Annotated in this window: 20 protein-coding genes and 1 pseudogene; 11 read left to right on the top strand and 10 right to left on the bottom strand. The window is 40.8% G+C overall.

All coding sequences use genetic code 11. The features are described from left to right. Nucleotides 1-60: 60 nt before the first annotated feature. Entirely contained in the window at nucleotides 61-1,374 is a 1,314-nt protein-coding gene (locus ACED45_RS14420) for a type VI secretion system ImpA family N-terminal domain-containing protein (protein ID WP_371714317.1), read from the bottom strand. 689 nt (nucleotides 1,375-2,063) lie between these two features. Here ACED45_RS14420 and ACED45_RS14425 point away from each other — a divergent pair. From ACED45_RS14425 to ACED45_RS14465, 9 genes and pseudogenes are all read left to right on the top strand, one after another. Further along, a complete protein-coding gene (locus ACED45_RS14425) occupies nucleotides 2,064-2,669 on the top strand; it encodes a hypothetical protein (protein ID WP_136974941.1) in 606 nt (201 codons plus the stop codon). Nucleotides 2,670-2,678: 9 nt separating this feature from the next. Then, a complete protein-coding gene (locus ACED45_RS14430; RefSeq protein ID WP_371714318.1) occupies nucleotides 2,679-4,208 on the top strand; it encodes an FHA domain-containing protein in 1,530 nt (509 codons plus the stop codon). Continuing rightward, entirely contained in the window at nucleotides 4,201-4,701 is a 501-nt protein-coding gene (gene tssJ, locus ACED45_RS14435) for a type VI secretion system lipoprotein TssJ (RefSeq protein WP_371714319.1), read from the top strand. Before ACED45_RS14430 ends, tssJ begins: the two co-directional genes overlap by 8 nt. Nucleotides 4,702-4,712: 11 nt before the next feature. Then, nucleotides 4,713-6,038: a type VI secretion system baseplate subunit TssK gene (tssK, locus tag ACED45_RS14440; RefSeq protein ID WP_017064530.1), complete on the top strand. Its 1,326-nt coding sequence runs from the start codon at nucleotides 4,713-4,715 to the stop codon at nucleotides 6,036-6,038. Further along, entirely contained in the window at nucleotides 6,035-6,826 is a 792-nt protein-coding gene (icmH, locus tag ACED45_RS14445) for a type IVB secretion system protein IcmH/DotU (RefSeq protein ID WP_017064531.1), read from the top strand. Before tssK ends, icmH begins: the two co-directional genes overlap by 4 nt. Nucleotides 6,827-6,974: 148 nt before the next feature. Then, nucleotides 6,975-9,329: a PAAR-like domain-containing protein gene (locus ACED45_RS14450; RefSeq protein ID WP_371714320.1), complete on the top strand. Its 2,355-nt coding sequence runs from the start codon at nucleotides 6,975-6,977 to the stop codon at nucleotides 9,327-9,329. Between the two features lie 2 nt (nucleotides 9,330-9,331). After that, the gene (locus tag ACED45_RS14455) at nucleotides 9,332-9,883 is read left to right on the top strand and encodes an imm11 family protein (protein ID WP_371714321.1); all 552 of its coding nucleotides are present in this window, start codon (nucleotides 9,332-9,334) and stop codon (nucleotides 9,881-9,883) included. Then, on the top strand, nucleotides 9,880-10,236 hold the full coding sequence (locus ACED45_RS14460) for a hypothetical protein (protein WP_371714322.1): 357 nt from the start codon (nucleotides 9,880-9,882) through the stop codon (nucleotides 10,234-10,236). The genes ACED45_RS14455 and ACED45_RS14460 overlap by 4 nt, the downstream gene beginning before the upstream one ends. A gap of 281 nt (nucleotides 10,237-10,517) precedes the next feature. Beyond that, nucleotides 10,518-11,004: pseudogene (locus tag ACED45_RS14465) on the top strand (DUF4150 domain-containing protein); the annotation flags it as partial. Nucleotides 11,005-11,697: 693 nt separating this feature from the next. On the opposite strand, the gene ACED45_RS14470 reads toward ACED45_RS14465, so the two are convergent. From ACED45_RS14470 to ACED45_RS14510, 9 genes are all read right to left on the bottom strand, one after another. Beyond that, on the bottom strand, nucleotides 11,698-12,387 hold the full coding sequence (locus ACED45_RS14470; RefSeq protein ID WP_371714323.1) for a helix-turn-helix domain-containing protein: 690 nt from the start codon (nucleotides 12,385-12,387) through the stop codon (nucleotides 11,698-11,700). 95 nt (nucleotides 12,388-12,482) lie between these two features. Further along, complete coding sequence (locus ACED45_RS14475; RefSeq protein WP_371714324.1) at nucleotides 12,483-13,364, bottom strand: hypothetical protein; 882 nt, start codon at nucleotides 13,362-13,364, stop codon at nucleotides 12,483-12,485. Continuing rightward, nucleotides 13,354-15,846: a fimbria/pilus outer membrane usher protein gene (locus tag ACED45_RS14480; RefSeq protein WP_371714325.1), complete on the bottom strand. Its 2,493-nt coding sequence runs from the start codon at nucleotides 15,844-15,846 to the stop codon at nucleotides 13,354-13,356. Before ACED45_RS14480 ends, ACED45_RS14475 begins: the two co-directional genes overlap by 11 nt. Then, nucleotides 15,830-16,516, bottom strand: coding sequence for a molecular chaperone (locus tag ACED45_RS14485; protein ID WP_371714326.1), 687 nt, complete (start codon nucleotides 16,514-16,516; stop codon nucleotides 15,830-15,832). Before ACED45_RS14485 ends, ACED45_RS14480 begins: the two co-directional genes overlap by 17 nt. 2 nt (nucleotides 16,517-16,518) lie before the next feature. Continuing rightward, on the bottom strand, nucleotides 16,519-17,244 hold the full coding sequence (locus ACED45_RS14490) for a molecular chaperone (RefSeq protein ID WP_371714327.1): 726 nt from the start codon (nucleotides 17,242-17,244) through the stop codon (nucleotides 16,519-16,521). 89 nt (nucleotides 17,245-17,333) lie between these two features. Next, nucleotides 17,334-17,831, bottom strand: a complete 498-nt coding sequence (locus ACED45_RS14495; RefSeq protein ID WP_017080976.1) for a hypothetical protein — start codon at nucleotides 17,829-17,831, stop codon at nucleotides 17,334-17,336. 77 nt (nucleotides 17,832-17,908) lie between these two features. Next, nucleotides 17,909-18,433 (bottom strand): hypothetical protein, encoded by a 525-nt coding sequence (locus ACED45_RS14500; RefSeq protein WP_230682276.1) that lies wholly within the window; start codon nucleotides 18,431-18,433, stop codon nucleotides 17,909-17,911. A gap of 768 nt (nucleotides 18,434-19,201) precedes the next feature. Continuing rightward, on the bottom strand, nucleotides 19,202-20,206 hold the full coding sequence (ltaE, locus tag ACED45_RS14505) for a low-specificity L-threonine aldolase (protein ID WP_123285630.1): 1,005 nt from the start codon (nucleotides 20,204-20,206) through the stop codon (nucleotides 19,202-19,204). A gap of 17 nt (nucleotides 20,207-20,223) precedes the next feature. Then, on the bottom strand, nucleotides 20,224-20,739 hold the full coding sequence (locus ACED45_RS14510; protein ID WP_371714328.1) for an NUDIX hydrolase: 516 nt from the start codon (nucleotides 20,737-20,739) through the stop codon (nucleotides 20,224-20,226). A gap of 287 nt (nucleotides 20,740-21,026) precedes the next feature. Between ACED45_RS14510 and ACED45_RS14515 the strand changes: the two genes are divergently transcribed. Beyond that, nucleotides 21,027-22,682, top strand: coding sequence for an ATPase RavA domain-containing protein (locus ACED45_RS14515; protein WP_050634205.1), 1,656 nt, complete (start codon nucleotides 21,027-21,029; stop codon nucleotides 22,680-22,682). 11 nt (nucleotides 22,683-22,693) lie between these two features. Then, entirely contained in the window at nucleotides 22,694-24,139 is a 1,446-nt protein-coding gene (gene viaA, locus ACED45_RS14520) for an ATPase RavA stimulator ViaA (RefSeq protein ID WP_146492492.1), read from the top strand. The last annotated feature ends 252 nt before the right edge of the window (nucleotides 24,140-24,391 follow it).

Below are 24,391 nucleotides of genomic sequence, written 5' to 3' on the forward strand. Positions count from 1 at the left end.
AGCCTATTTCGTTGTTTTGAGTTTGTTGTAATACCGAGTCTTAAGACGGTTTTATGAGTTTTACGGTTTATTTGCTGACAGATCTGATTCTAAGGTTTTTATTTTGTGTAAATAGACGTTCAGTATCCGAAGAGATTTCTGTAGTTCTTTTTGTTGTTGTTCTTTTTCTGCATATTCAATGCGGCCAATCAATGGAAAAAGAGAGTTACTGTACTCATAAGCTCGTGCTGTCTTTTTACTTTCACTTCCTCTAATTACATTCGCAAATACAGTCCTGGCGTTAGAAAAGCGTCGGTGAAGTTGGGCGTAATCTGTGTTTAACTTTTCTTGTTCATTGGTGAACTCTTGGCGTAATCGTAGAATAGAAGACGAGTCCGGATATAGCTTGGTCAAATCAAGCGTCAATCGGTCTAAAATATCGATCTGATACACTTTGATTGGATCGGCAACCCAACCTTTCATTAGTGTGTCTAATTGGTTTACGACATTAGGTCTAACATCTTGAGAAATAGGAGCATATTCATATCTTAATGAATGTGCTATTTCATTAAGTTGTGAGATATCAGATGTGATGATTTGTTTAGTCAGATCATTTAGTTGGTATTGCTTATAAAAGAAGTGAGAGGACAATGCTAAAGCAAGAAATCCGGCTAACAGGTAGACGACTAAATAATTAGAGGGTGTTTTATCGTCGACTTTCGATGTTGTTGCAGATTGCTTATTTGACACATCAATTTTAATGGTTGATGGTTGAGCCACTGGTGTTGGTTGTTTATTTTCTTCTGGAGCTCGGTACTTTCGTTGATTCTCTGCTTCGCGCAGGTTTGCTTCGGTCTCTTTATGTTCATCAACCCATTGCTTTAAGATTCGACGTACCCCACCTAATGAAGGTGCTTTTATACCGTAATGTAGTCTTAGTTCTTCTTCAATTCTCATACATAAGCGATGGCAAGTTTCGATCAGCAGTACGTCGTCGGGGTTTGTTTTAATCGACTTTATTCGTTTTTCTGTGTGTTCAACCATCCAGTCTATCGCCCCAATCCTTGCGTTTGATTTTGTAACTTCTGGATATGCGGTAAACCAATAAACGACGCATAAGTCCAGAATAGAACTGAGTCCTTCAGCTAAACCTTTTAAGCCATCATTATGTGTTGCTGCGACAGTAAAGTAGCAACTACAACGGAAATCTTTGCTGTTTTTCGAAAGTATCGTTTTTGAAAGAGACTGAACCTTTTTCCAAGATACTCTCCCTGTCACCTTATTAAGGTTATTAATTTGACGTTTTATCTCTGTAAAATCATCTAATGCGTTTGGGTTAGTTCCGCTAGGCTTTTCTTCGTCAATAGGCCGTCTTGTGAAATCTGAGGAGAACATAATCTTGATATCCAACTGTATATATAACGAAATCGAAATTTAGCGATAACTAATAAATTTAGCCTCGCTTGTTTTTATATTTATATTTTTTCAAGGATTCTATAGTCAAACAGAATAATTTGAATGTTAAAAGATTTGAAAGTTCTGAATTTCAGCACTATGTGACCTTATTCACAAAAAGATCAAAAAACGTAACAATTTACGACTGAGCTTTATAAAGTTATCAGTGATGAAAGTCTCGTTTATGGTCTTTGTTGGGAAAAATAATATGAACCTAACTATTCCTGTGTGTGGTGTTTTATTGATCAATGATTACTCTTATCAATGATTACATAAATATTAACTAACACTAAATTAGAAAAATGCTGGAAATGATTATGCTACAGCTTAAAGATAAAAAAGTGGCATGTTAGGTTTTTTGAATTTTGTAAATGCTAATTTTCTTGTATTGAACAATCTTCTTGCTTTAGATGATTGCTGGTCGTTTGATTTTTCAATTATTGATAGTTTTGATTTTATAAATGAATTTTATTTGTAATTATTCGTAATGCATTTTCTTGTAGATATATCGTTTTTTTTGCTAGTTATAATGTCGTAAATGGCGGGTTTGACCGTCTCCTTATTGTAAAAGACATAATACTTGCTATCTTGCGCATCTCGTTAATATATGGATGAACTCAGAGGGAAGCATGCGAAACCTAAGTCAAATCGGTCTAATATCCACAATGTGTCTTTTTTCGTCCATCGCGATCGCGAAGGGGGAAAGATATGGTGGCTCAGTAAATATGCTGAGCATAGACACTATAGAATATGAAGAAGGACCGAGTGGCCAAGTAGATGCTCTGCGTTACGGGTTCGTCCATACACGTCCAATTGATGAAAGTAACAACCGATGGCGTTGGTGGTTAGGTTTTAATTATTTGGCTGAAGACGACATCGAAGCTCCAAAGAATGGCGTGTATAACGAGGTAACCAATTACGAACTTCGTATTGTGCCTCAGTATGCTTTAGGTAGCTGGTCGGTGTTCACACCTTATATAGGTGCTGGCTTGTCTTTAGGTTACTCGCAATACTCAAACCGTTGGAAAGTTGACGACCAAGGCTTTCGTTACGGCGAACAACTTGAAGATATCGATCAATTTGAAGCTGGCGCTGTTGTTACTTTTGGTAGTGTGATCAAATTAGGAAGTAACCCAGACGCTCATTTACAAATAATCCCGCAAGCTTCATACATCTTACCTTTTTATAACGAGGGTCTAGGTGGTGTCGAGTTTAGTGTTTCTCTTCTGTTTTAAAGGCTGTTCATGCGTATAAATCAATTGGTTTTGGTGATCTCGAAGTGCCCTGAAGAATATGTTGGAGCTAAAAGTATCGAGATGCCTGAAGAAGGTGGGTCTTTAGGGCGAGAAGCAGGTTGTACAGTGACTTTAACGGATCACAACCGATTCATATCTGGTACGCACTGTCTATTGAGTATATATGGAGAGACTTATTACATTAGTGATGTGAGTACAAATGGCACATTGGTTAATGGTAATAAGATCCTAAAGAATCAACCAGTTTCGTTGTGCGATGGTGACAGAGTTTCTCTCGGTCAATATGAAGTAAGTATTTCGCTAGAACTAATAACAACATCGTACGATATTGCGTCTGAAATCGCACCAGAAAGAGACTCAACAGATCCTTTAATGAACTTAGAAGAGTCAGTTGTTGAAGAGGAAGTAGAACCTGGAACACTTGAAGACCTTTTCATGGAAACAAAACCTGATGGCGTAGATAGTCACGATCCTGTCGAACACTTAAAGTTTTCAATGCAAAGGGACGACGATTACCTTGTAAGGGACGAGGGCAGTGATGAAGGCGTTGTCAACGCATCAATAGAACCTCAGAGGCAAGTAGTTGATGATAGCTTGAGTATTCATTCTGAGTTTGACCTTCCTAATTTAATTCCTGAAGATTGGATGGGATTAGATGACGAAGTGCCGGCCGCGGTCAACCATCATAGTCTCGCTATTGAAGAAGAAAGCCCAAGTCTTGTAAAACCTACTCGTAATGTAGGCTTAGGTCGTGATGAAGGTTTTCAAGGAAAATCTGAAGAACGAGTTGAGCGCTCTATTGCTGCTAAGCATGATATTTCAGCTCCTGAGCATAATATTTTAGCTCCTGAGTCGCAGCCCGTGAATGCTTCTAGTAATGCCAATATACAAAGTCATAAATGGGAAGAGGTGACCCAAGAGTTTGTCCCACATATTGAGCCTCAAGAGTCACCGATGGAAAACGAAGGTAAAACTCAGAACAGTATTGCGTTGAGTAAGGCATCATCTGATAACGTAACACATGCGTTTTTCGAAGGGCTAGGGGCAGATATAGAAACAGATTCCAATCATGATGCGTTATTTTTCAAACAAATGGGCGCTTGTTTGCGATTGTGTATCGATAATCTGTACAAAAACTTGCAGGGCGTTGAAGAGCTTACGGATGAAAATTCGTTTACTCAAAATGATCTCAGTTTGACTACGTTAATGCTAACTCTAAACAGTCAAAACTTGTTAGCTCCTAACGAACTCATTGAGCAGATATTGGATGAACTTAGCGAGCACGATACCTTATATGCGAAGGCAATTAACGATTTGGTATTGGAGCAACTAAAAGCGAATGATCCTCAGCAGTTTGCAAACACTTTAAGCCAAGAGACACGCTTCCTTAGTAAATCAAAGTTGTGGAAAAAGTACAGTGAACATTATGAGCAAAGTACTAGACAATTCAATGAGTCAACTTTTAAAGCGTTGATGAAAGACAGATACAATAAGGTTGCAAAAGCTGATCATGCGTAAACTTATAATCCCCATTACCTTGTTTCTATTATCAGGTTGTTCTATGTGGGAGCAGTTCAAAGAGTCCTCAGGGATTACTCCAGACACTTCTTCGATTGAACTTGTTATCGAAGCTTCAGAACACCTCAATGTTCGTGACCAAGGTCAATCGTCCCCAGTTATTCTGAGAGTTCACGAACTAACGTCTCCAGTTATGTTCCGTAGTTTGGACTTCTTCGCTTTGTTCGAAAATGATAAGGCCTCCTTGGGGGATGAATACATTAAACGGTACGAATATCAGCTGCAACCAGGAGACAAGTTGCACGAGATTCTAGAGTTAGACCCAACAACTAGAGCATTGGGTTTTTCTGTCGCATTCCGCGATATCAATGGCTCATCTTGGCGGAAGGTCGAAGTGATCGAAGAAAAAAGTGAGTACTTCCTCAGACTAAAACTTGAGGGTAGCGAATTATCTTCGAACAATACTCGTGGTATTGAACAGACGTATTTTTAAGGAACTGACGAATGTCTTTATATAATCCAGTTGTTTGGCAAGATGGTATGTTCATGAAGCCTCAACATTTCCAACAACTAGACCGATCTCAAAGTAAGTTATCTAACATGCTTAGCTCTAATAGCTCTCCATTACATTGGGGAGTAAAAAAAATTGAGATTAATACTGAGCTATTGGCATTAGGAAAAATCGGAATCACACGAGCAGAAGGTATATTACAAGACCGCACGCCATTTGATTTACCGCTTCTTGCTGAACTTCCAGAAGTAAGAGATGTTGACCCATCTATTGCGGATAAAGTGGTGTACTTATGTTGCCCACTACCATCAGAGCGTTCGGAACTCTTTGGAGGTAATGGTGACGGTGCTCGTTATAACATGGAGACCCAAGAAGCCGTCGATGCATGTTATGAATCAGAAGATATGGCAAGTATTGTGGTGGGTAAACTTAACTTCTTCTTAATGTACGACCACGAAGATAAGAGTGCTTATACATCGATACCCATTTTAAAAATTTCCGAAGTGAAGCCCGACGGAAGCATCATTTTGGATGAGAACTATATCCCGACGTGTATTGATATTCATGCTTCTACCGTTTTAAGCAAGTTCGCGACTGAATTCGCGTCAATGCTCAAACATAGAGCAGAATCTATAGTTCAGCGTTTGGGGGTGGTTGACCAACAGGGCGTATCATCTGTTGCTGACTTTATGTTGTTACAAGCCTTAAATCGCTACGAACCGTTGTTCTGGCATTTTGCAAGCGTAGAGGGTGTTCACCCAGAGTCGTTTTACCGAATCCTATTACAAGCTGAGGGTGAATTATCCACATTGTGTTCTGCATCTCGCAGACCACAAGAGTTCACCAAATATAACCATAGCCAACTTACTGATTGTTTATCTCGGACACTTGATAGCGCGAAAATGACACTCAGTGTGATGTCAGAGCAACGCGCAATACCTCTAACATTGAGAGAGCAAAGCTACGGAATTCGAACAGCAGCAATTCCAGACAGTAAAATTGTCGAATCTACGACGTTTATTCTTGCTGTTAAAGCAGACGTACCGCTTGATATTTTACATACACAATTTGTGAGCCAAACTAAGATTGGTTCGATCGACAATATTCGCGATCTAATTAACTTACAATTGCCGGGCATTGAAATGAAACCAATGCCAGTGGTACCTCGAGCGTTGCCTTATCATGCAGGTTATACCTATTTTGAGCTCGATAAAGCGAGTGACGAATGGAATGCATTGAATAACACAGCTGCCATCGCTGTCCATATTGCAGGTGACTTCGCGAACTTGTCACTACAGCTTTGGGCTGTACGCCTATGAGTTACGCCGAAAACGATGTCACAGTAGTACTATTTCAACCAGAGCCAGGCAAGCCAATGGAGGTTATGCCTGCACCTGATTTATCTAGAAATATTGCGGTAAGAGACCTAAATGTTGAGAGTATGGGTGTTAATCCTTTGGTCGATCAGTTTACTTGGTTAATCGCCAGTCTCTCATGCATGTCTTCGATTCCTTGGTTGGACGACCCTGGCCCTTTTAGAGAACAAGTTGCACGAGAAATTCGCAAAGGTGAGCGAAAGCTCAATGAAATGGAGTTGGATCGAGCATCAATATTGGTCATACGCTATTGCTTATGTGCTGCGATAGACGAATCTGTATGTCGACAAGAGTGGGGGGCGAACAGTCATTGGAGTACAAATAGTTTGTTGTCTGAGTTTCATAACGAAACATCGGGTGGCGACAAGTTCTTCACCATCTTAGAGCGCTTAAAAGCTGACCCTCGAAAATATAGACACGTAATAGAATTCCTCTATTTGTTGCTGCAGCTAGGGTTCCAAGGCAAGTATGGTCGAGAAGAGCGTGGCAACGAAAAGCTTTCAGAGATAGGAAATACTATCTATCGCTTAGTTAGAGACGAGCGTTTAGCTGAGCAGGAAAAAGTAACGTTAGTTAACTTAAAGGCGAAGTACTTAAAAAAACCGCTCAAACGGGTTATTTCCCCTAAGTTAATTCTTGGCGTCAGTACTGTCATCTTTGGCGTTATGTATGCTGCGACTTACTTGGTTATTGACCTAAAATTTCAGCAGCTTTTGGATGTGTATCAGTAGCATCAGATTTAATTGTGAGATCTTCTGTCCGTTTTTAAAAATAGACTCGAAGTAACAGTCTCATCCTTCATTTTCACTACGTACTTAGAGAGATTGCAGCAAGCAATCTCTCTTATCATACATCTATTGGAATTTAATTGGATTTACTATGGGCGTAACAGTTTGTGCTAATGGACTCAGCGTAGTTCATCAAGGCTCAGGAGGAGAAGCGAACGCAACACTTCCTGATGTTTGTTTAACAACAGTCGGCAAACCTGTTGTTCCTATCCCTTATGGTAACAATGCAAAGTCCGCCGATTTAGCGGGAGGCACCACTACCGTCTCTATGGATGGCGGCAACAGCATTGCAATTAAAGGCAGTAAATTCAGCGCCAGTACTGGCGATGCAGGTGGTGATAAAAAGGGCGTAGCCTCAGGCACTATTGAAGCCGAGGCCGAATTCATATCAGCTTCTCCTACCGTTAAGTTCGAAGGTATCGGTGTATGCCGCCTTTCTGACCAAATGACCATGAATAAAGCCAACACTATGTGTTTAGGCGGTGCTCAAAACCCTTCGGTTTCTGTAACTGAAGATCAAGAAGGGACATATACGGTTGATTTAAAAGTCACTTATGACGATGGAACAGGGTTCCAGGCTCCATACCAGTTAGTTGATAGCGGTGGTTCTAGCTTTGAAGGTGTTCTTGATGAGAAGGGAGAAGCTAATGTCAGCGGTATCACTCAGGGCACTTTTCAAATTGAATATGGAGAGGACATTAGAGATTTTCAGCCTGATATTAAATATGTCAACACAAACCCATATTATAAGAACACCTTTGACCCTCATAAGTTGATCGAGAGTACTAAAATAGGTCAAGTAGGTTTCTGGGAAGCTGCCAAAAATCAATCTTCAACAGTTGGCAGTTGGCTCTGGGGCTTTATTGTAGGGGATTTTAATAAAGATCCCACAACTGGGCAGATAATGTTAAATACATTACTTGGTGTTGTCCCAGGAATTGACCAGGTTCTCGATGCAAGGGATATAACTGCAAACATCTTGTTCCTTAGCGAAGAAGAGAATCAAAACAGCCAAGAAGCATGGTTAGATTTGGCATTGTCGGGTATTGGCGCAATACCAACTTTGGGTTCAGTTTTAAAAGGAGTTGGAAAGGCAGTAAAGTCAGATAAATCTCGTGATGATGTTTTTGCTCTTGTTAGAGAATATGGTAAAGGTGATGTAGATAAGTTCTTAACTAATCTGGATTGGAATGTTATTAAATATGAAGTCTTACAAATCATCTCTGAGGCGATTCTGAGTTTCGCTGATGTATTAGACGAGCTAGCCAAAAAAGCATCTTTCTTTGGCTACGATGAATATGCGCTGGAAATTGGAAATTTTAAATCTCAGGTTGAAGCCGTCGAAAAGCAGGCACACCAACATATTCCTGATGCTTTAATGTTTCTGAAAGACAAAGTCGATATGAGCCTTCGAAGAGGAAAATCTAAATCGAATGCTGGCTCACAATCAGATAAAGGGTCCGCTGAGGCGGGCACACATGATGATAAAGTTAGCCAAGAAAAAAAAGAGAAGAGGCCCGATGAATGTTGGTTATGCGATAAAAAGGTTGGAAAGAAAAAACAGAGCGACTCCGCCGCAAATTATTGTAAAGAAAAAGGATTTAAAGGTAAGTACTATATAAAAAGCGACAGTGAATTTGGGTTTGTAAGACGTGGAACAAAAAAAAACAAACACTATCCTTGGTTGTTTTTGAAGGAACATAATGAAAGAGTTAGTTCTTCCCCTTATATACATCCGTTGTATGCTAGATGTTATGACAAGAACCCAGATGGCAAAAGATATCGACGGCCTCAACATCTTTGGGACAAGGCGGAAGCTAAAAGAGAATTTGTTAAAGCTCAGGTAGATGGCTTACTAGAACAAGGGCAACAGTTTTCAATAGGTAGTATTTTAGCTGCCCACCACATTATTACAGTTGATGAGCTCAAAAATAATTCGATTTTGTATAAAAAGTTATCTGCTCTAGGCTATGAATTGAATGATTGGCACAATATTGTTGTCTTACCAACGATTCCAGAATTAGCATGCTTCTATGAGTTGCCTTTGCATAGCGGTCCACATCCCAACCCCTATACAATTAATGTGAGAACTCAGTTAAGGTTGATTTCAGATGCAATACAGTCATCGTACTATTGTGATAAATCTGCAATAAAAGATATTAATGGTGAATTAAACGAGATTAGTAGCGACATATATGATGATATCATCGAATTTAGCAGGAATGGCGCACTAAACAATAAGTTCCATAATACTTATGATAGCGGTGGAAAGGGGTGTTGTAATCAATTAACACATGCGTCAGTTACAGCAACTAGCGAAACGTGTAGTCATAGGTTGAATTCAAATAAAAGCAAAGAATTACACCATGACTTCAAAGTTACTAGAAATGGCAAACTAAAACGTCTGGCCTATAAAGGCAAAATTGTTCCAAAATTAGGTTTTTAAGTATGAAATACTATTTAATGTTTGGTAGATTTGAAGAAGGTGAAGGATCATTTTCTGAGCAAGAACCTCTGCAATTGAACTGCTACCAAACTAAATTTAAATTATTTACCCATAAACCGGTTGTTACGGTTGATGATTTCTATGAAGAGCGTGGTGTATCAGACTTTTTGAAAATCGCACTCGGATTTTTGGCTAGTAATACAGTTCAAGAGGTTTTTGAAACTAAGGGCTTTAAAGGCGTTCAATTCCTGCCGGTAGAAGTTCACAATGAAGGTAAGAACTTAAGTTATTCATTTATGAATTACGTAGCTAGTTATGATTTACTTGAACCAAATGCATCTAAAGCGAAGAGGTTTAAGGATATTTATGGTGGGTACGGACGAGTTTCTGATGTATTTATAGACAAGAGTAAGTTTACTGGAGAAAAAATTAAACATGACTGTTTTACGTTATCAAATTATAAATTGGCTTGCTTTGTAAGTGATGATGTTAAATCTGCTCTAGAGGCTGCTGGAGTCACTGGAATTGAATTCATACCTATGGAGTTTGCATGATTGAACAGAAGTTTAAGCAAGACGGTTTGCTTTCTGCGACAAAGTCTGATTCATTATTTCCCAAAATACCGGATTTGGTTCTAGTCTTTTTTCCTTCACCAGGAGTCTTTGTAAGAGATACCTTGAAAGTACCGGATGGTTTTAAAACTGAAACAGCAACTTATTATGAAGCCGATGGCGAGCCTTTTGAAAATATGCATGTTTTTTTGCCTGCAGTCTTACAAAGCCAATATGATACGGGAAGAAATGATTCTGGCATTGTTTATAGTAAAGAGTCGCTTAAATTTGAGTCAACGCTGATTCAAGCTTTGTTCGAGCAAACACCAGCAGTGATTGAACATCGTTTAAGTTGATCTAAAAACGGGTCTGATAATACGTTTCCGCTTCTATTCGATGGTCAAGCTTGTCTATATAACAAAAAGTTTGATCTCTCAAAGTGGAAGAGTGCTCCACTTGAAGAAAGACTAATTTTCAAACTGGAAGAAGATTATGGTTTGGTTTTTATCCACCAAAGTGTGATTGATTTACTGAAACAACATGTTAATGATGTTTGGATTCGAGATGTATAAAACAAAGCGCCGTAAGGCGCTTTTTGCGTTTAGTTGCGGTGTTTTTGAGTAAATCGAACAAAATACTCTTTGGAGTTTGTTTAACAACAGTCGGCAAACCTGTTGTTCCTATCCCTTATGGTAACAATGCAAAGTCCGCCGATTTAGCGGGCGGCACCACGACCGTCTCTATGGATGGCGGTAACAGCATTGCTATAAAAGGCAGTAAATTCAGCGCTAGTACTGGTGATGCCGGTGGTGATAAAAAGGGTGTAGCCTCAGGTACTATTGAAGCCGAGGCCGAATTCATATCAGCTTCTCCTACCGTTAAGTTCGAAGGTATCGGTGTATGCCGCCTTTCTGACCAGATGACTATGAACAAAGCCAACACCATGTGTTTAGGCGGCGCGCAAAACCCTTCGGTTTCTGTAACTGAAGATCAAGAAGGGACGTATACGTTGGATATAGAGTGCAAGTATCCAAACGGTATGCCTTATTCTAATGCGCCATTTTCTTTAGTCGAGCCTTCTGGATCTGTCATCGGGAGTGGGGCTTTGGATTCTAGCGGAAAAGCAACGGTTGGTGGGCTAGCTTTAAAAGAATGCAAGCTGGTACTCTGCGAAACTCCAGACTCTTATACTCCAAACCAATCTTTAGCTGAAAGTATAGTGACGGAAACATATCCTGACCCAAATGATTTTTGCACGTTTGTAGCGGGTCGTCGATCACCATTTTGGGAGGACCGTGTCGGGGTTGCCAATGATTGGGGCATCTTGATGTCTCCATCCTTCAGTGATGATGACTTTAGAGATATCGTAATAGAACAAAGTCGTATTCTGACTCCTTACGCGATCAGTCAAAACCACTCTAAAGATTTTTCTGATGCTTATGTCTCGGCACTTTATCACATTCAAACTGATAGCACTTCGCTTGATAAGTATGAACCCTTAATTGAACTACTGTTAGAACAAGTACACGAAAATGGCGACATATTGAGGGTCCTATATCAAGCTGATGTGTTTGAACCTCCTTACAGCTTTGTTAGGAAAGTCGTGTGCAAATCGGAGCAGCTAAGCTTTTTGAGAAGCTTTGAGTTATAGAGTCAAAACGTGTCGTGAGGCTTAAGTTTTTGTGATGTGCAGTTGTTGGATCTCAGAGCAGAAACTTGTTAATGGTGGAACTTAGACCAAGTTCTGAAAGGGGACTTTCGTCAACTGTCATCGTGCTTGTTGGTAACTGTAATTTACTATTATCTTTGTATTGTGGTTATACTTTGAGCTTTATGTCTGGTTGTATAATGTTCTCTAAACTATTGATAAAGTATGCTTTTCTTATCGCTTCTTTGCGATTTGTGACATTTATTTTTTTATATATATTGTATACGTGCGTCTTTACCGTACTTTCTGAAATAAATAGTTCGTTTGATATTTCTAAATTTGAATCTCCTCTAATCACCCGTTTGAATATTTGAACTTCTCTTTTTGTAAGGCTAGATAGTATTACTTTCGACTTGAAAGTGTAATCGTGCCTATTAGATAAAATATGCGACATTAACTTTCTCGGTAACCACAAATCGTCGTCACACACTGTTTTTAAACAACGGGTAAGATGATCAATTGGAGCATCCTGATAGATGATTCCCTTTATATTAAACAAGTTGAATAGCTGCATTACGGTAATACTCTGTCCGGTAATGTCTGCAGGGACATCATAAACTACCCATTTATTGGATTCTATTTTGGATAAGATGATGTTGATATCTTCGATATTTGCCAATAGCAAGTAGCTAATAAGGACGATATCGAAAGTTTTATGATTACTCGAGCGCCCAATGCTTGCCAAACATTCTCTGCTAAAAGAAAAGCTACTGTATTTTTCTATTTCGCGCTGAATAAACTGGTTGTTAATACCGTTGTCACCAATTAGGAGCATCTGCTTTAAATTATTTCTATGCATAACTTATTCCGAGCCTGGTAAATCATGTTTTGATTCTATGACGTTGTGTTTTATAAAATTGAGCTCTACGGCTTAATTTTTACATAATTGCATAATTACGGTTGCTGTGAAAGTCGAGGTTCAATAGAAATTTGTAATGTATCGTTATATTGTCCTCCTGGTTTGTTCTCTGTTTCACCTATAACAAAGCTTAAAGGAATCGGTTGACCAATCGTAGCCGAAAGACGTTGAATTCTTATATCCAGTTGCTCAAGGTTTACTCTGTCGTTATCGAGGGATAATTGATATGGAATGTCCCATTTGGTCTCATTAGATTCATGACGCAGCATTCCTTGGTGGGATGATTCCAATACGATGGTATAAGCTGTATTGCTTTGAACCCATAGGTTAGGTGCAGAACGAATAACTTTGTTTGAATATAATGTTCCAAGATCAAGGTCATAATGTTGTTGGGTTAATCCATAAAAATGAATTCTTGCAGCAGGCGGAACGTTAACAGAGACCGGGATGGAGCTAGGGCTAATTTCTATCTGTTTACTTTTTGATAGATAAGAAGGTGAGACTTCCAATAACCCCCGATAGGTTCCTGATGCTAACCATTGCTTGCTCGGGAATCGCATTTGTATCGTTGCCGAAGGTTGGCTGTCGGTTAATGATAAGTGCCATTGATTAGCCACTGGCATACCGATCTGTCCACTCCACTCAAAGTTGAGTTTGTCTTGGCTAGACCCTTTTAACGAGCGACTGGTATCGTTAAGCTGCAAAATTAAGGTTAACTCGCAGGGTTCGCCAATTATGTTCGCATCTATTCGGTAAGTGTTTATTGTGGCGAATGTGCCTGCGCTGAAAACATCATATTGTGATTTAGATGAGACGGGTTGAATAGTCAACGCATTAGCTTCACACGCAAATGCATAAGGCAGATGGTTTATGGCGGTGAGGAACAAGGAGCCCCAAAGTACTTGCTTATTCAACATACACATCTCCTAGTCTTATCAAATTGTCACTGCGTTCACTGAGGGAAATGATGGCTGACTCTTGTTCTTTAGTGTCTAGTACCAATTGATATTTACCTGGCTTTAATCCAGAGATAGCAAATATGCCGTTACGGTTGGTAAAGAAGTCAATTGGCAACTGTTTTGCTTCACCAAGGTAATGTGCTACACCAGCGACAAGTGAAATAGGGTTGTTACTTTGACGATCGAATAGCTTGCCAATAACGGTTAATACTGCATCAGATCCAATCTGGAGTTGGAAGCCCCGTTTATAACCAGGCTTAATCCAAAAAGCGCCGTCACCTAAGTCATACCCTGGCGGCAAGTTATCGACCTCGTAACTGACTACTTGGCCATTATAAGCAACAAGGTCTGGGACCATAGCACTTGTATCTCCTTTAAGATAAACGCGTGCGTACTCACCATCTTTTGTGGGATCGATATCTACATCATTTTCTTTCAAGCTTTTGTGCTTGCTGACAATTGCAAATGCTTCGCGCACCGGTCTGCCGATTGTCACAGAGGTACCTGCAAAAGCAAGCGCACTACTAATAGTCACGTCAGTACTGTGGTTTCGTGTTTCACCACTAATGTCTTCAAGCCGCGAAGCGTGGGTTGCATTTAATTCATAGCGGTTTGCCGTGTAGTTAATTCCGGCATCCATATCGGCATCCGTTTCTTCGTTATTAATGACACTCGCAAACGCTGATATCCCGCCTGTGTTACCAATATTATTTTGATAGCTGTAATCTAAGGCGGCTTCATTGAGTTCTGTGGTGTATCGACCGACGACACGAGTTTGTCGACTAAGAGGCCAGCTAACGGTGACTGTAGTGCTGATATCATCGTCTTCGGTTGCGTTGTTCCGATAGTTGACGCGTGCGCTCCAGGTGGCGGGTGTATCAAACAGTCTGTCCGATAAACTCGGGCTAATTAGCCAATAATCGTTTTCTTTGTCTATTCCTGAGCGGTAATTGAGAGTCATGGCGGCACGTAAAGACTGACTAAGGTAAATAGAGCTGAATGCAGATACATAATGGGTGGTTAAATTGATATCGATATCGGAAGCATCAAACCCTGAGACCCCAGTAAAATTGTTGGCCAGATATTCATAACTGAAACTCAGTTGTGGAGACAGAGTGTTCGTATTGGAGAACTCCGCATCGAATGCAAATTTGTATGCGTCGCCAGTTCCAAATGTAGGGTGTTCGCTACGCGAAGCATTGAGCTCAGTGACGCCCCATGTAGAAGCGAGTAACGCGGTGGCACCATATTGGTAAAGATCTTTACGGCTTTGAAAGTTTGTACCCAACGTTAACCAAGGGTTAATACCCACATCGACATAACCATGGAAAATACGCTCATCGGTAAGGTATTCTAGTTGCCCATTTTGTAATTCAGAAGGCGCTCCATACATGATGCTATATTCAAACTCACCGCTATTTAGCAAATCGTTACCGGTTGCAATAGAAAACTCGATGCGTTCTTCATTACCTGAGCGGTCGGTGATGACGAGTACAATATCATTGCTACCTTGCGCCAGGGGTATATCACTAAGGTTATAGCTACCAGCGCCTAGGGTTAATCTTTGGACTGCAATCCCATCTATATAGACATCGACATTTGATGCCCTTTGAAGGGTGAATGATTGATTGGCTCGTGGTCGCGCATTTCTGGTTGGAATGAGTGTGAAATCTCGAGTTAAGCCAATACCAAGTATGTCGGTACTGTCCTGAAAAGATTGACCACTGTTGTACATATCGCCGAGCACAAGTCGTGTGCCTTGTTCTGCAAAGTCAATATTAAGGCGAGATCCTTCTCTCACGTATCGCGAATCTTGTGATGAGCTGTTTTCTAAGTAGGATTCATACTCAAAGTTTAGAAAACCAATGTTAAGTGCTGAGTCGAATTGACTGCGATAGAGATCCTGCCTTGACGAATTCTGATCGACATATTGGGTCTCATTGGCCGAAAGGGCAAAGTTAACGTATCCACTTAACAAATTTGGCTCAACATAGTTATAAAAATCATCTGCGCCGTTCATAGACAGTTGTTGGGTTAAGCTAAATTCAGGCGGTACCGTCACGATGCATTCTAATGAAGAGAAATCGAAACTCAGACCTAATCCTACACTCTCAAAATGGTGCTGAGACAGCATCTCATCGTCTGTCGTGCCATTGAGTCTCCCAATACCTTCTTGAGTTACGACGGATGAAAGGAGTGAAAGCGTACTTTCCTTCGGTAACAAAATTTCGTTGTTTGCGGTAATGATAATGTCTGCTTCCCCCAGTATGGTGTCACTTATCCTTAGCAAAGAGGTAAGTTGAATATCTCGCCCTGTTGGGTTCAAGACCATTTTCTTGCCCCAAGCTGCGGGGCTTAAGGCGGCACAATAAAAAAGTACTAATCCCAAGACATATAAAACTTGCCACATCTTGTGATGGTTTTCAGTTTTCATGCCCATGGTAAGTGCCCATTGGTAAGTAATTTAAAGAAGAAGGGAAAGTAATAGTGGAGCGTGGTGGAATAAACTGCTCACCTAAAGCCTCATGTACTTTTTGGCTTTGAGATTCGAGCCCTGCAAAATGAAGTAACGACGTATAGGTAAATCGCGATCCTGAATTAGTGAGTGTTAGCTTGCCTTGTTCATCTATGCGCAATTTCACGTCAGGCTCTAACGACGATGAGTGAATGTGCAGCAACGCATTGTAGTGAACTTGTAAGTTGATACCGGTTGTCAAATCGATGGGTTTATCTATTCTCGCGTTGTTCTGTCCAATATTCACGGTACTGAAACGGATGAAATAACTCTGAGAGGTTTCGAGTGATCTATTTCCCAACCATTGTATACGGAATACTTGACGTTCTCCGGGGGCTAACATCGCGGCAGGTGGAAACACAAACACCTCTTCACTCGCTAGCTCCGATGTCTCGAATGTACCATCAGATAAGAATTTTAATCGACGAACGTTAGCTTCAAGTGGGAGAGCTTGTGTTGAGTTGTTAGTCACAACCAGTTGAGATGCTGCCCGGTGATCTGTGTTGAGCTCAATGACGGTTGGAAACAGTGTTATGCCCAACGTTTGTGCACACAGAAAGCAATAGATGATCGTTCCCCAAATATAACGTCTCATTGCTATTGATCCTGCTCTATTTCAATCGTTAGGTTATTCACGTTGTAATTTTTAAGAGGCTGCATTTCAAAATAACGAGTGGAGTAGGGAAGGACTAAAGTTCCCGGAATACGCTTAGCGATTTCTACACCTTTTAAATAGGTTGAGTTTTTACCATCAGATATTTTCCATGTTGTATTGGTTAATCGACCATAACTATTGCCACTGTTAATTACTTCAAGAACCCATTTGTTCCTTTTGTCATTTTGTTCGATACTTTTTATTTCAAGCTGAGAAACCGTGTTCTGAGGTCGGACGTTGATAAGCGTATTAAACTGAAGTAAAAGACTTACTTGCCCTTGGTTGCTGCTTGCTCTTTGAACTTTCACTTGCTTCACAGCAATTCGATACGCTTTAGATTCTGTGATGGAAGGATCGCCTAAATAGCGCACCATAATGGATTGTGATCGTCCAGGTTCAATAATCGCGGTCACAGGAATAACTAATAGCTCGTCATCAGCAGGAGTGGTGGTCTCTTTGCCATATTTGTCCATTGTCATATATACCGGAGACAACTCAACCGTGAGTGGTTCTTGAGAAGAGTTCTCAACCCTCATGGTCATTTGAGCTCTTTTTCCAAGCGGCGTCATTTCCATAGACATCGGTTCTACTTTGAACGCATGAGCGGACAAACAAGTGAATGACAATAGGAAAAGAACGATCCATTTATGCATGATCCATTGATACATAGCGAAGAGCTCCAAATTAAACTTACGTCGTTGAGATTGAGGCTGAGATTAAGTCGGAGGCCAATTAATAGCCCCCGACTTATTAGCCTCTAATTTGAGGTGATATTTACGGTTAATGTATCTGAGTAGCCACCTGCCCATGGGGAGGTTTCTGTCGTCACAATATCAATAGATGCGGCAACACCTGTCGCTAATGCGCCAGAACCGCCATAAGAATTACTGACTGAAACGTCATTTAGACCTGGGCCCCCTGGTGCATTAAGCGTGAAAGGAGCTAAGCCTGAAGGATTAAATGTTGCATCGTATGTAAGGGCGTAGTCTTCGCTATCATCTGACTCTAGACCACCTTCAGCACTTGTCAGTGTCACAGTTGCACCATCGACGTCATTACACTTCATGTTAAGACCACTAACAGAAAGGTTTTGAATTTGAGATACGTTACCAAAGTCCATCAGTTGCGTTGAAAGACCAGTAACCTCACATACAGGTGAAACAAATCCAACTAACTGTACATCACCTGGAGCGGCTTGGACTTGAGCGCCAAAAATAGCTGTGACTGTTGCTGCGTAGAGTGTTAGCTTTTTCATTAGAAATTCCTTTATCTTAAATGATTGGCTCGAATACTGCTGAGCGTATGTTGTTCTGCAGATACATTGCAGAGTTTTCACTTTGTTACGCTATGAATCGAAGGGTAAACTTCGATCTCAATAACGTCTTGATAATAACCTGCGTAATGCAAGCTATTTTCGAGTGCTACCCTAAGATTCCCCTGTTGAGAGAACGGAATAACACCAGAACTGTCTATCATTACTGGTGAAGTAAGTTGGCTACTGTGCCTACTTTCATGAAGACGAATTTCGTCTATTTGTAATGACAAATTGTAACTTTCAATAATATCAACCCCTTGATGTTGATATTTTAAGCCTCCATATTTTGAGTTGATCGTTATACCCAACGGACGGTTACAATAAATATTAAAAGGCAACGATTGCACATCACGGTGTTCCGTAAAATTCATAATGTTGCCAGAAAAGAAGTTTATTTCGCATCGGTCTTTGATCTGACCACTAATTCCTAACGTTAAGCTATTAGCACTGGCATATAATGAAAGTGACAGACTGAAAATTAACGCTGAGACGATTAAGTTATGAAGAATTCGAAATGCTTTAACCATAATCTCACCTCTCAACGGTTGAATGTAACTTGTTGCTTAACTGTGAAAACTATATGTGCTTTAAAAAATGGTGAAGTAGTAAAAAAAGTTTATTATTTAAGAGAAGTATGAGTTTTAGTATGATTTTAATCTGAACCGAAGAGATTAAATAATTGGATAATAATACTATATTCAATTAGATAGTGGAGTTTCCCCCAATGTTTGAGTTGACGAGCGATTTTTATTTAATTGATAAAAGTAGAAGTATGGTCTATGTCGAGTGTATTGAGTTTTTTGATGGGCCGTTGTCATCACAATAGTTACAGTGTTATTAACGGGGAGGCTAATTTGAAAACTTAATTTATAAGTTGATTTTAGCGATTTTAAATTTTTATTTCGGAGAGGGGTACCTGCTGTTTGTTTATTGAAATTAGTTATTTAAACGAATTTTTTAGGGGAGGTTAACTCTAGTTTTAAATACCGTATGCGTGGTATTTAAAAGCTTGACATTATTATTACTAAGTTATTTACCTCTAGTGAACAGACAAAGCTTTAAGTCATTAATGAAATTCGAACTCAAAGGTTAATTGAATGCTTAAATTTAGGGATTATTCTTAGAAGGTATCCTTATAGGCCAAAATGAGATTGCGTTCTGTTCCAGTCAATCTAGTGTGTTTTCTAGAAAACCTACAGGTGTCGAAGGCTGGTTTTGTTGTGGAATTGTCTAACAAATTTGATGAAAAATTAAAGCTTCCCGAAGGAAGCTTTAGTGTTAATTGCGATAGAGGCTCTTCTCGTTAAGAGTTAAAGTGCATTTTCTAGCTTTGTTAGGAAAGTAGTGATGTCTTCAGAGCTGATATCTCTATGAGTAACAAATCGAACCGGGTTACCTGGAGACATCGTAATGCCTTGTTTGCCCAGTTCGCGAGCGATTCGGTTGATATCCACGGACTCATCTAACTTAGCAAACACAATGTTAGTTTGAATGAAATCAGGGTTAACAGAAAAGCCTTCTAACTTGCTTAGGCCGATCGCTAGGCTTTTCGCGTTCTCGTGGTCAGCTTTAAGTTGAGCAACGTTCTCAGTCAGTGCCATTTTACCTGCTGCAGCAAGAATGCCTGCTTGACGCATACCGCCACCAACCATTTTACGTAGTCGACGTGCTTTAGCGATGTACTCTTTACTACCAAGTAGCAGAGAGCCGACTGGAGCACCTAAACCTTTCGATAAACAAATTGTCATCGAATCGAAGTGTTGTGCGATCTCTTTAATGTCAACGCCGAGAGCGACTGCCGCATTGTATACGCGTGCGCCGTCTAAGTGCATTTGCAAACCGTGTTGGTTTACGAACTCACGAGCTTCCGCTAGGTAAGACATTGGCAGCACTTTACCGTTGATCGTGTTTTCTAAACTAAGAAGCTTAGTACGAGCAAAGTGACTGTCGTCTGGCTTAATCGCAGCAGCAAGCTTTTTAAAATCTAAAGTGCCGTCTGGGTTGTTCTCGATTGGTTGAGGTTGAATCGAGCCCAATACCGCCGCGCCACCGGCTTCGTATTTGTAGTTGTGCGCCTGTTGACCACATAGGTATTCATCACCACGCTCACAGTGCGCCATTAGGCCGAGTAGGTTGGCTTGCGTACCTGAAGAGGTGAACATAGCGGCTTCAAAGCCAGTTTCGTTGGCTGCCCACTGCTCAAGCTCGTTTACTGTTGGGTCATCACCATATACATCATCACCGACTTCTGCGCTTGCCATTACATCGCGCATAGCTTGTGAGGGTTTAGTTACGGTATCAGAACGAAAGTCCATGTTTCTCTCCTAGAGTGTTATAGGTAGCCGCAGAGTTGGGCTTTACTTAAACAAGCGATAGTTTTTGTATCGGTGATTTGATCGTGTCGTATTTTATCTTGCAGTTCTTCTAAGCTCAGTTCGATCACTTCTATGACTTCATCTTCATCACATTCAAAGCGGGTAGTGAGGCTTAAGTCTTTTGCGACAAACAGATACTGTATTTCATCACAGAAGCCAGCTAAAGGCGTAACTTGCCCTAAACTTTGAAAAGAAGTTGCACTGTAACCTGTTTCTTCTTCCAGTTCGCGCTGCGCGCATTCAAGAGGTGTCTCATCAATTTCCATAGTGCCTGCAGGTAACTCTAGAAGCCACTTTTTGAGAGAAGGGCGAAATTGGTTAATGAGGATAATCTTTCCAGACGAAGTGATAGGAAGAATAACGGCCGCGCCAGGGTGGTTGATTGTTGTATGTTTTACCACGACGTTCGTAGGGAGCGTCACGTTCTCTTCTATAAGAGAAATACTTTTCCATTGATGGATAACTTTACTCATGCAGTCTGGCCACATTCCTTGCCAATTTGTCGATAACTGAAGACGTGCACCACCATAACGTCTATGGTGTCGAAAATAAAAGAAAAATTGGGTTTAGTTATAGATTTCGTTTTGCGCCGTTCGTGATGTTACTCTCATATTTGGAATCTATGATTACATGAAAATTACGACCCTAACCATCTGATATAAATGCAACTCAATAATAAAATACACTTGTAACAAAGTGCTAACAAATGTATAAAAACATATCTACACTATCAACAGTTAAAAGATTTCCGGAGTAACGCATGAACCCTTCTATTTCCTCACATGCTGACAAAGCGCTACTCTCTGAAAGAATCAATAAATTAGCGCATGCTCTATCCGATGGTGTCTATGAAAGAGAAGACACGATTAAGCTCTGTTTACTGGCGGCTCTCGCCGGCGAAAGTGTATTCCTATTAGGCCCTCCGGGCATCGCAAAAAGTCTTATTGCTAAACGCTTGATCCAAGCTTTTGACAATAGTAGCTATTTCGAATATTTGATGACACGTTTCTCTACGCCAGAGGAAGTGTTCGGTCCGCTAAGTATCCAAGAATTAAAAGATAACGGTCGTTATGTAAGACTGACTGAAGGGTACCTACCAACTGCACAAGTTGTGTTCCTTGATGAGATCTGGAAAGCAGGCCCTGCAATCCTAAACACACTGCTTACTGTAGTGAACGAAAAAACCTTCAAAAACGGCAGCGACATTGAGCGTGTACCAATGCGCTTGTTGGTATCTGCATCTAATGAACTTCCAGACGAAGACAGCGGCCTGGAAGCGCTTTATGACCGTATGTTGGTTCGTGTGTTTGTAAACCGTATTCAAAACAAACAAAACTTTAAATCGATGCTGACGACTGGCACATCTCAAGAAGCTGTTATTCCAAAAGGCTTGGCGATCACTGACATTGAATACCATCAGTGGCAGAAAGAGCTCGACAAGTTAGAGCTGACCGATAACTCGTTTAACAAGCTGTATGAACTGAAAACCATGCTTGAGGAAACAGTTAAGAAGCAAGGTTCTGCATCAGAGTCTGATTTGTATGTATCCGACAGACGTTGGAAGAAGGCCGTTAAGCTATTGAAAGCGAGCGCCTTCTTTAGCGGGCGAGATAGCGTGAACCCGCTAGATATCATGCTTCTGCAAGATTGTTTATGGCATAGCCCAGAATCACGAGATGTGGTACGTAGCGTGGTTAAAGACTTTGCATTGAACCGTGCGTTCGATCAGCAAGAGTCAAAAGCGCAAATCGAAATGTCTCGTGAAGAGTTAGAAGAGATTCAAGACGATGTTGAATCGACGCTATCTGTTTCGCTTTCTATGGAATCAACCAGCGGCTTGTTGCGAAAAGACGTTTACCAGAATGATATCAAGAACGCGAAAATGTACAGCGTGGGCAGTGCATACAATCTAGTTAAACTGGTTATGCTACAAAGCAACATGTCGGTGTCTGAATCAGAGAAAGGCGATAGCCGTTGGGTATACGTAGCCAAAGACGATTTTGATCGTGTTCTTAAAGAAGGTCACGGCGATATTTACGGTTACGTAAACGAAAATAAAAACCTATGCCGTTTAAAACTCGACTTAGATGCCTCGAACCAATTAGTGATTAAAGACATTGCCAATCGCTCTGTCTTGGTGAGCGTTGTTACCACCGATGGTTTGGATCAAGAACTGTATAACAAGTGGTTAAGTGGCGCTGAAAGAGCGCTAGAACAGTTAACCGAAGCGGAATTCAAGTTAAAACGCGTTCGCACTGAATTCCATGATGCGTTACCTCATAACTATATTGACCCTGATTTACCGAAAGCGATGGAAGCAAGTTTGCAAGCGGTAACGCAAGATCTTGAAACAACCAAAGTGAAGAGCAGTAAGATTGCTCAGCGTATTAAGTTTATGAGCCAGTACTTCGAGTAAGGGGAGAGCATATGTTAGGAGCAGACGGCTTAAACCTCGCTTTGATGGTGGCTGATTCAGGAATCATTGATACAGCGATGAATGATCTCATCGCTCGTTCTCAAGTCATGATGGCTGCAGAGAACAAAGGTGTGAAGACATCAGTGAAAAACCACTTAGTGAAATGGCGTGGTAAAGTAAAAAAACGCGTCACTAAAGTGTGTGAAACTGATCGATTCCAAGAGGAGATCGCCCTTTACCAAAAAGTGATTTACTGGGATGAACCTCAGTTCTTTGATGAGATAGACAGTGTTATCAAAAAGCTTGAGTGGCACTCAGCGTTTTATCTACAAGCTAGACGCCTTATGGAGAACAATAAGGGCGTTTATAACGCGATGTTTCCACACTACTTTTGCGACCAGTGGTACCAATCACTATCAGATGCGATCAAGCAAGCTCAAGTAACCGAACTTGAAACGAGCAAAGAAAAAGTCTTAGCCGATCTTTACCAGCGCATGGAAACCATGAAAAACATGGACAAAGTGACGGAGTCGGGTGATGAAGGCAGTGTAGGGCGCTTGTGGGATATGGCATCTGCCAAGTTAAGCAAAACAGACCTTACCATCATGAAGCGTCATGCTGAGTTCTTGAATAAGCACAAGGGCTTGCAAGAGATCGCTGAAAAGCTGGGCCGTATGGCTGGTGAAGAAGATGATCCTTCGCTTCACAAAGCCCCTGTAGAAGAATTGCAGATGGTTGAAGAGAAGAGCGATGAGGCCGTCGATGATATTGTTGGGATTCATGAAAGTGATGACCTGAACAAAATGCTGCCAAACGAAACCATGTTCCTAGCCTATCCTGAACTTGAGGTTATCTTTTACAAGCACTTGGCCGACAAGCGTTTACTGAGCTATCGCTCGCAAGGTAAATCACGCACGTTACGTAAAGTGAAGGCGCAAAAACCAGATAGCAAGAACATCGATATTGAAAAGGGCCCGTTTATCGTCTGTGTGGACGCTTCGGGCTCTATGAGTGGTTTCCCTGAGCAGTCTGCTAAAGCTATGGCTTATGCCTTAATGCAAATTGCTCTTGCGGAAGAGAGAGACTGTTACGTGATTCTGTTCTCTTCTGAGCAGATTACTTATGAGTTAACAAGGCAAGATGGCTTACGTGAAGCGAGCGACTTCTTAAGTTACTCATTCCACGGCGGTACGGATCTAGAACCTGTTCTTATGAAGTCGATTGATTTGATGACGGGTGATAAATACAAGAATGCCGATTTAATCGTACTTTCGGACTTTATTGCACCTAAACAATCTGACGAAATGATTGCTCAGGTTGAAAAGTTGAAAGAACACAAAAACCGTTTCCATGCGGTTAGTCTTTCTAAGTATGGTAACCCTCAACTTATGACGATGTTCGACCACTGCTGGGCGTATCATCCGAGCCTTGTCGGTCGTTTCATGAAGAAGTGGTAGCGCTAAAACATCTTATTTAAATCGATTTTGCTGTGTGTTTTTTGATTGAAGAGATCGAACATGCAGCAATTTGATTTAAATGTCAGCAAACGGAATTTAAATTCACTTTTTTGTTTGACTATCTCCCCTTAATCCGTAAAGTAGGCACCCGAACACAGCGGTGCGGCTTACTTAAGTCCCTAAAGTGTTGAATTAAAAAGGCGCCTTGGCAGAGTGGCTATGCAGCGGATTGCAAATCCGTGGACCTCGGTT

The organism is Vibrio crassostreae (assembly GCF_041439375.1).
In the GTDB taxonomy this organism is placed as follows: domain Bacteria; phylum Pseudomonadota; class Gammaproteobacteria; order Enterobacterales; family Vibrionaceae; genus Vibrio; species Vibrio crassostreae_D.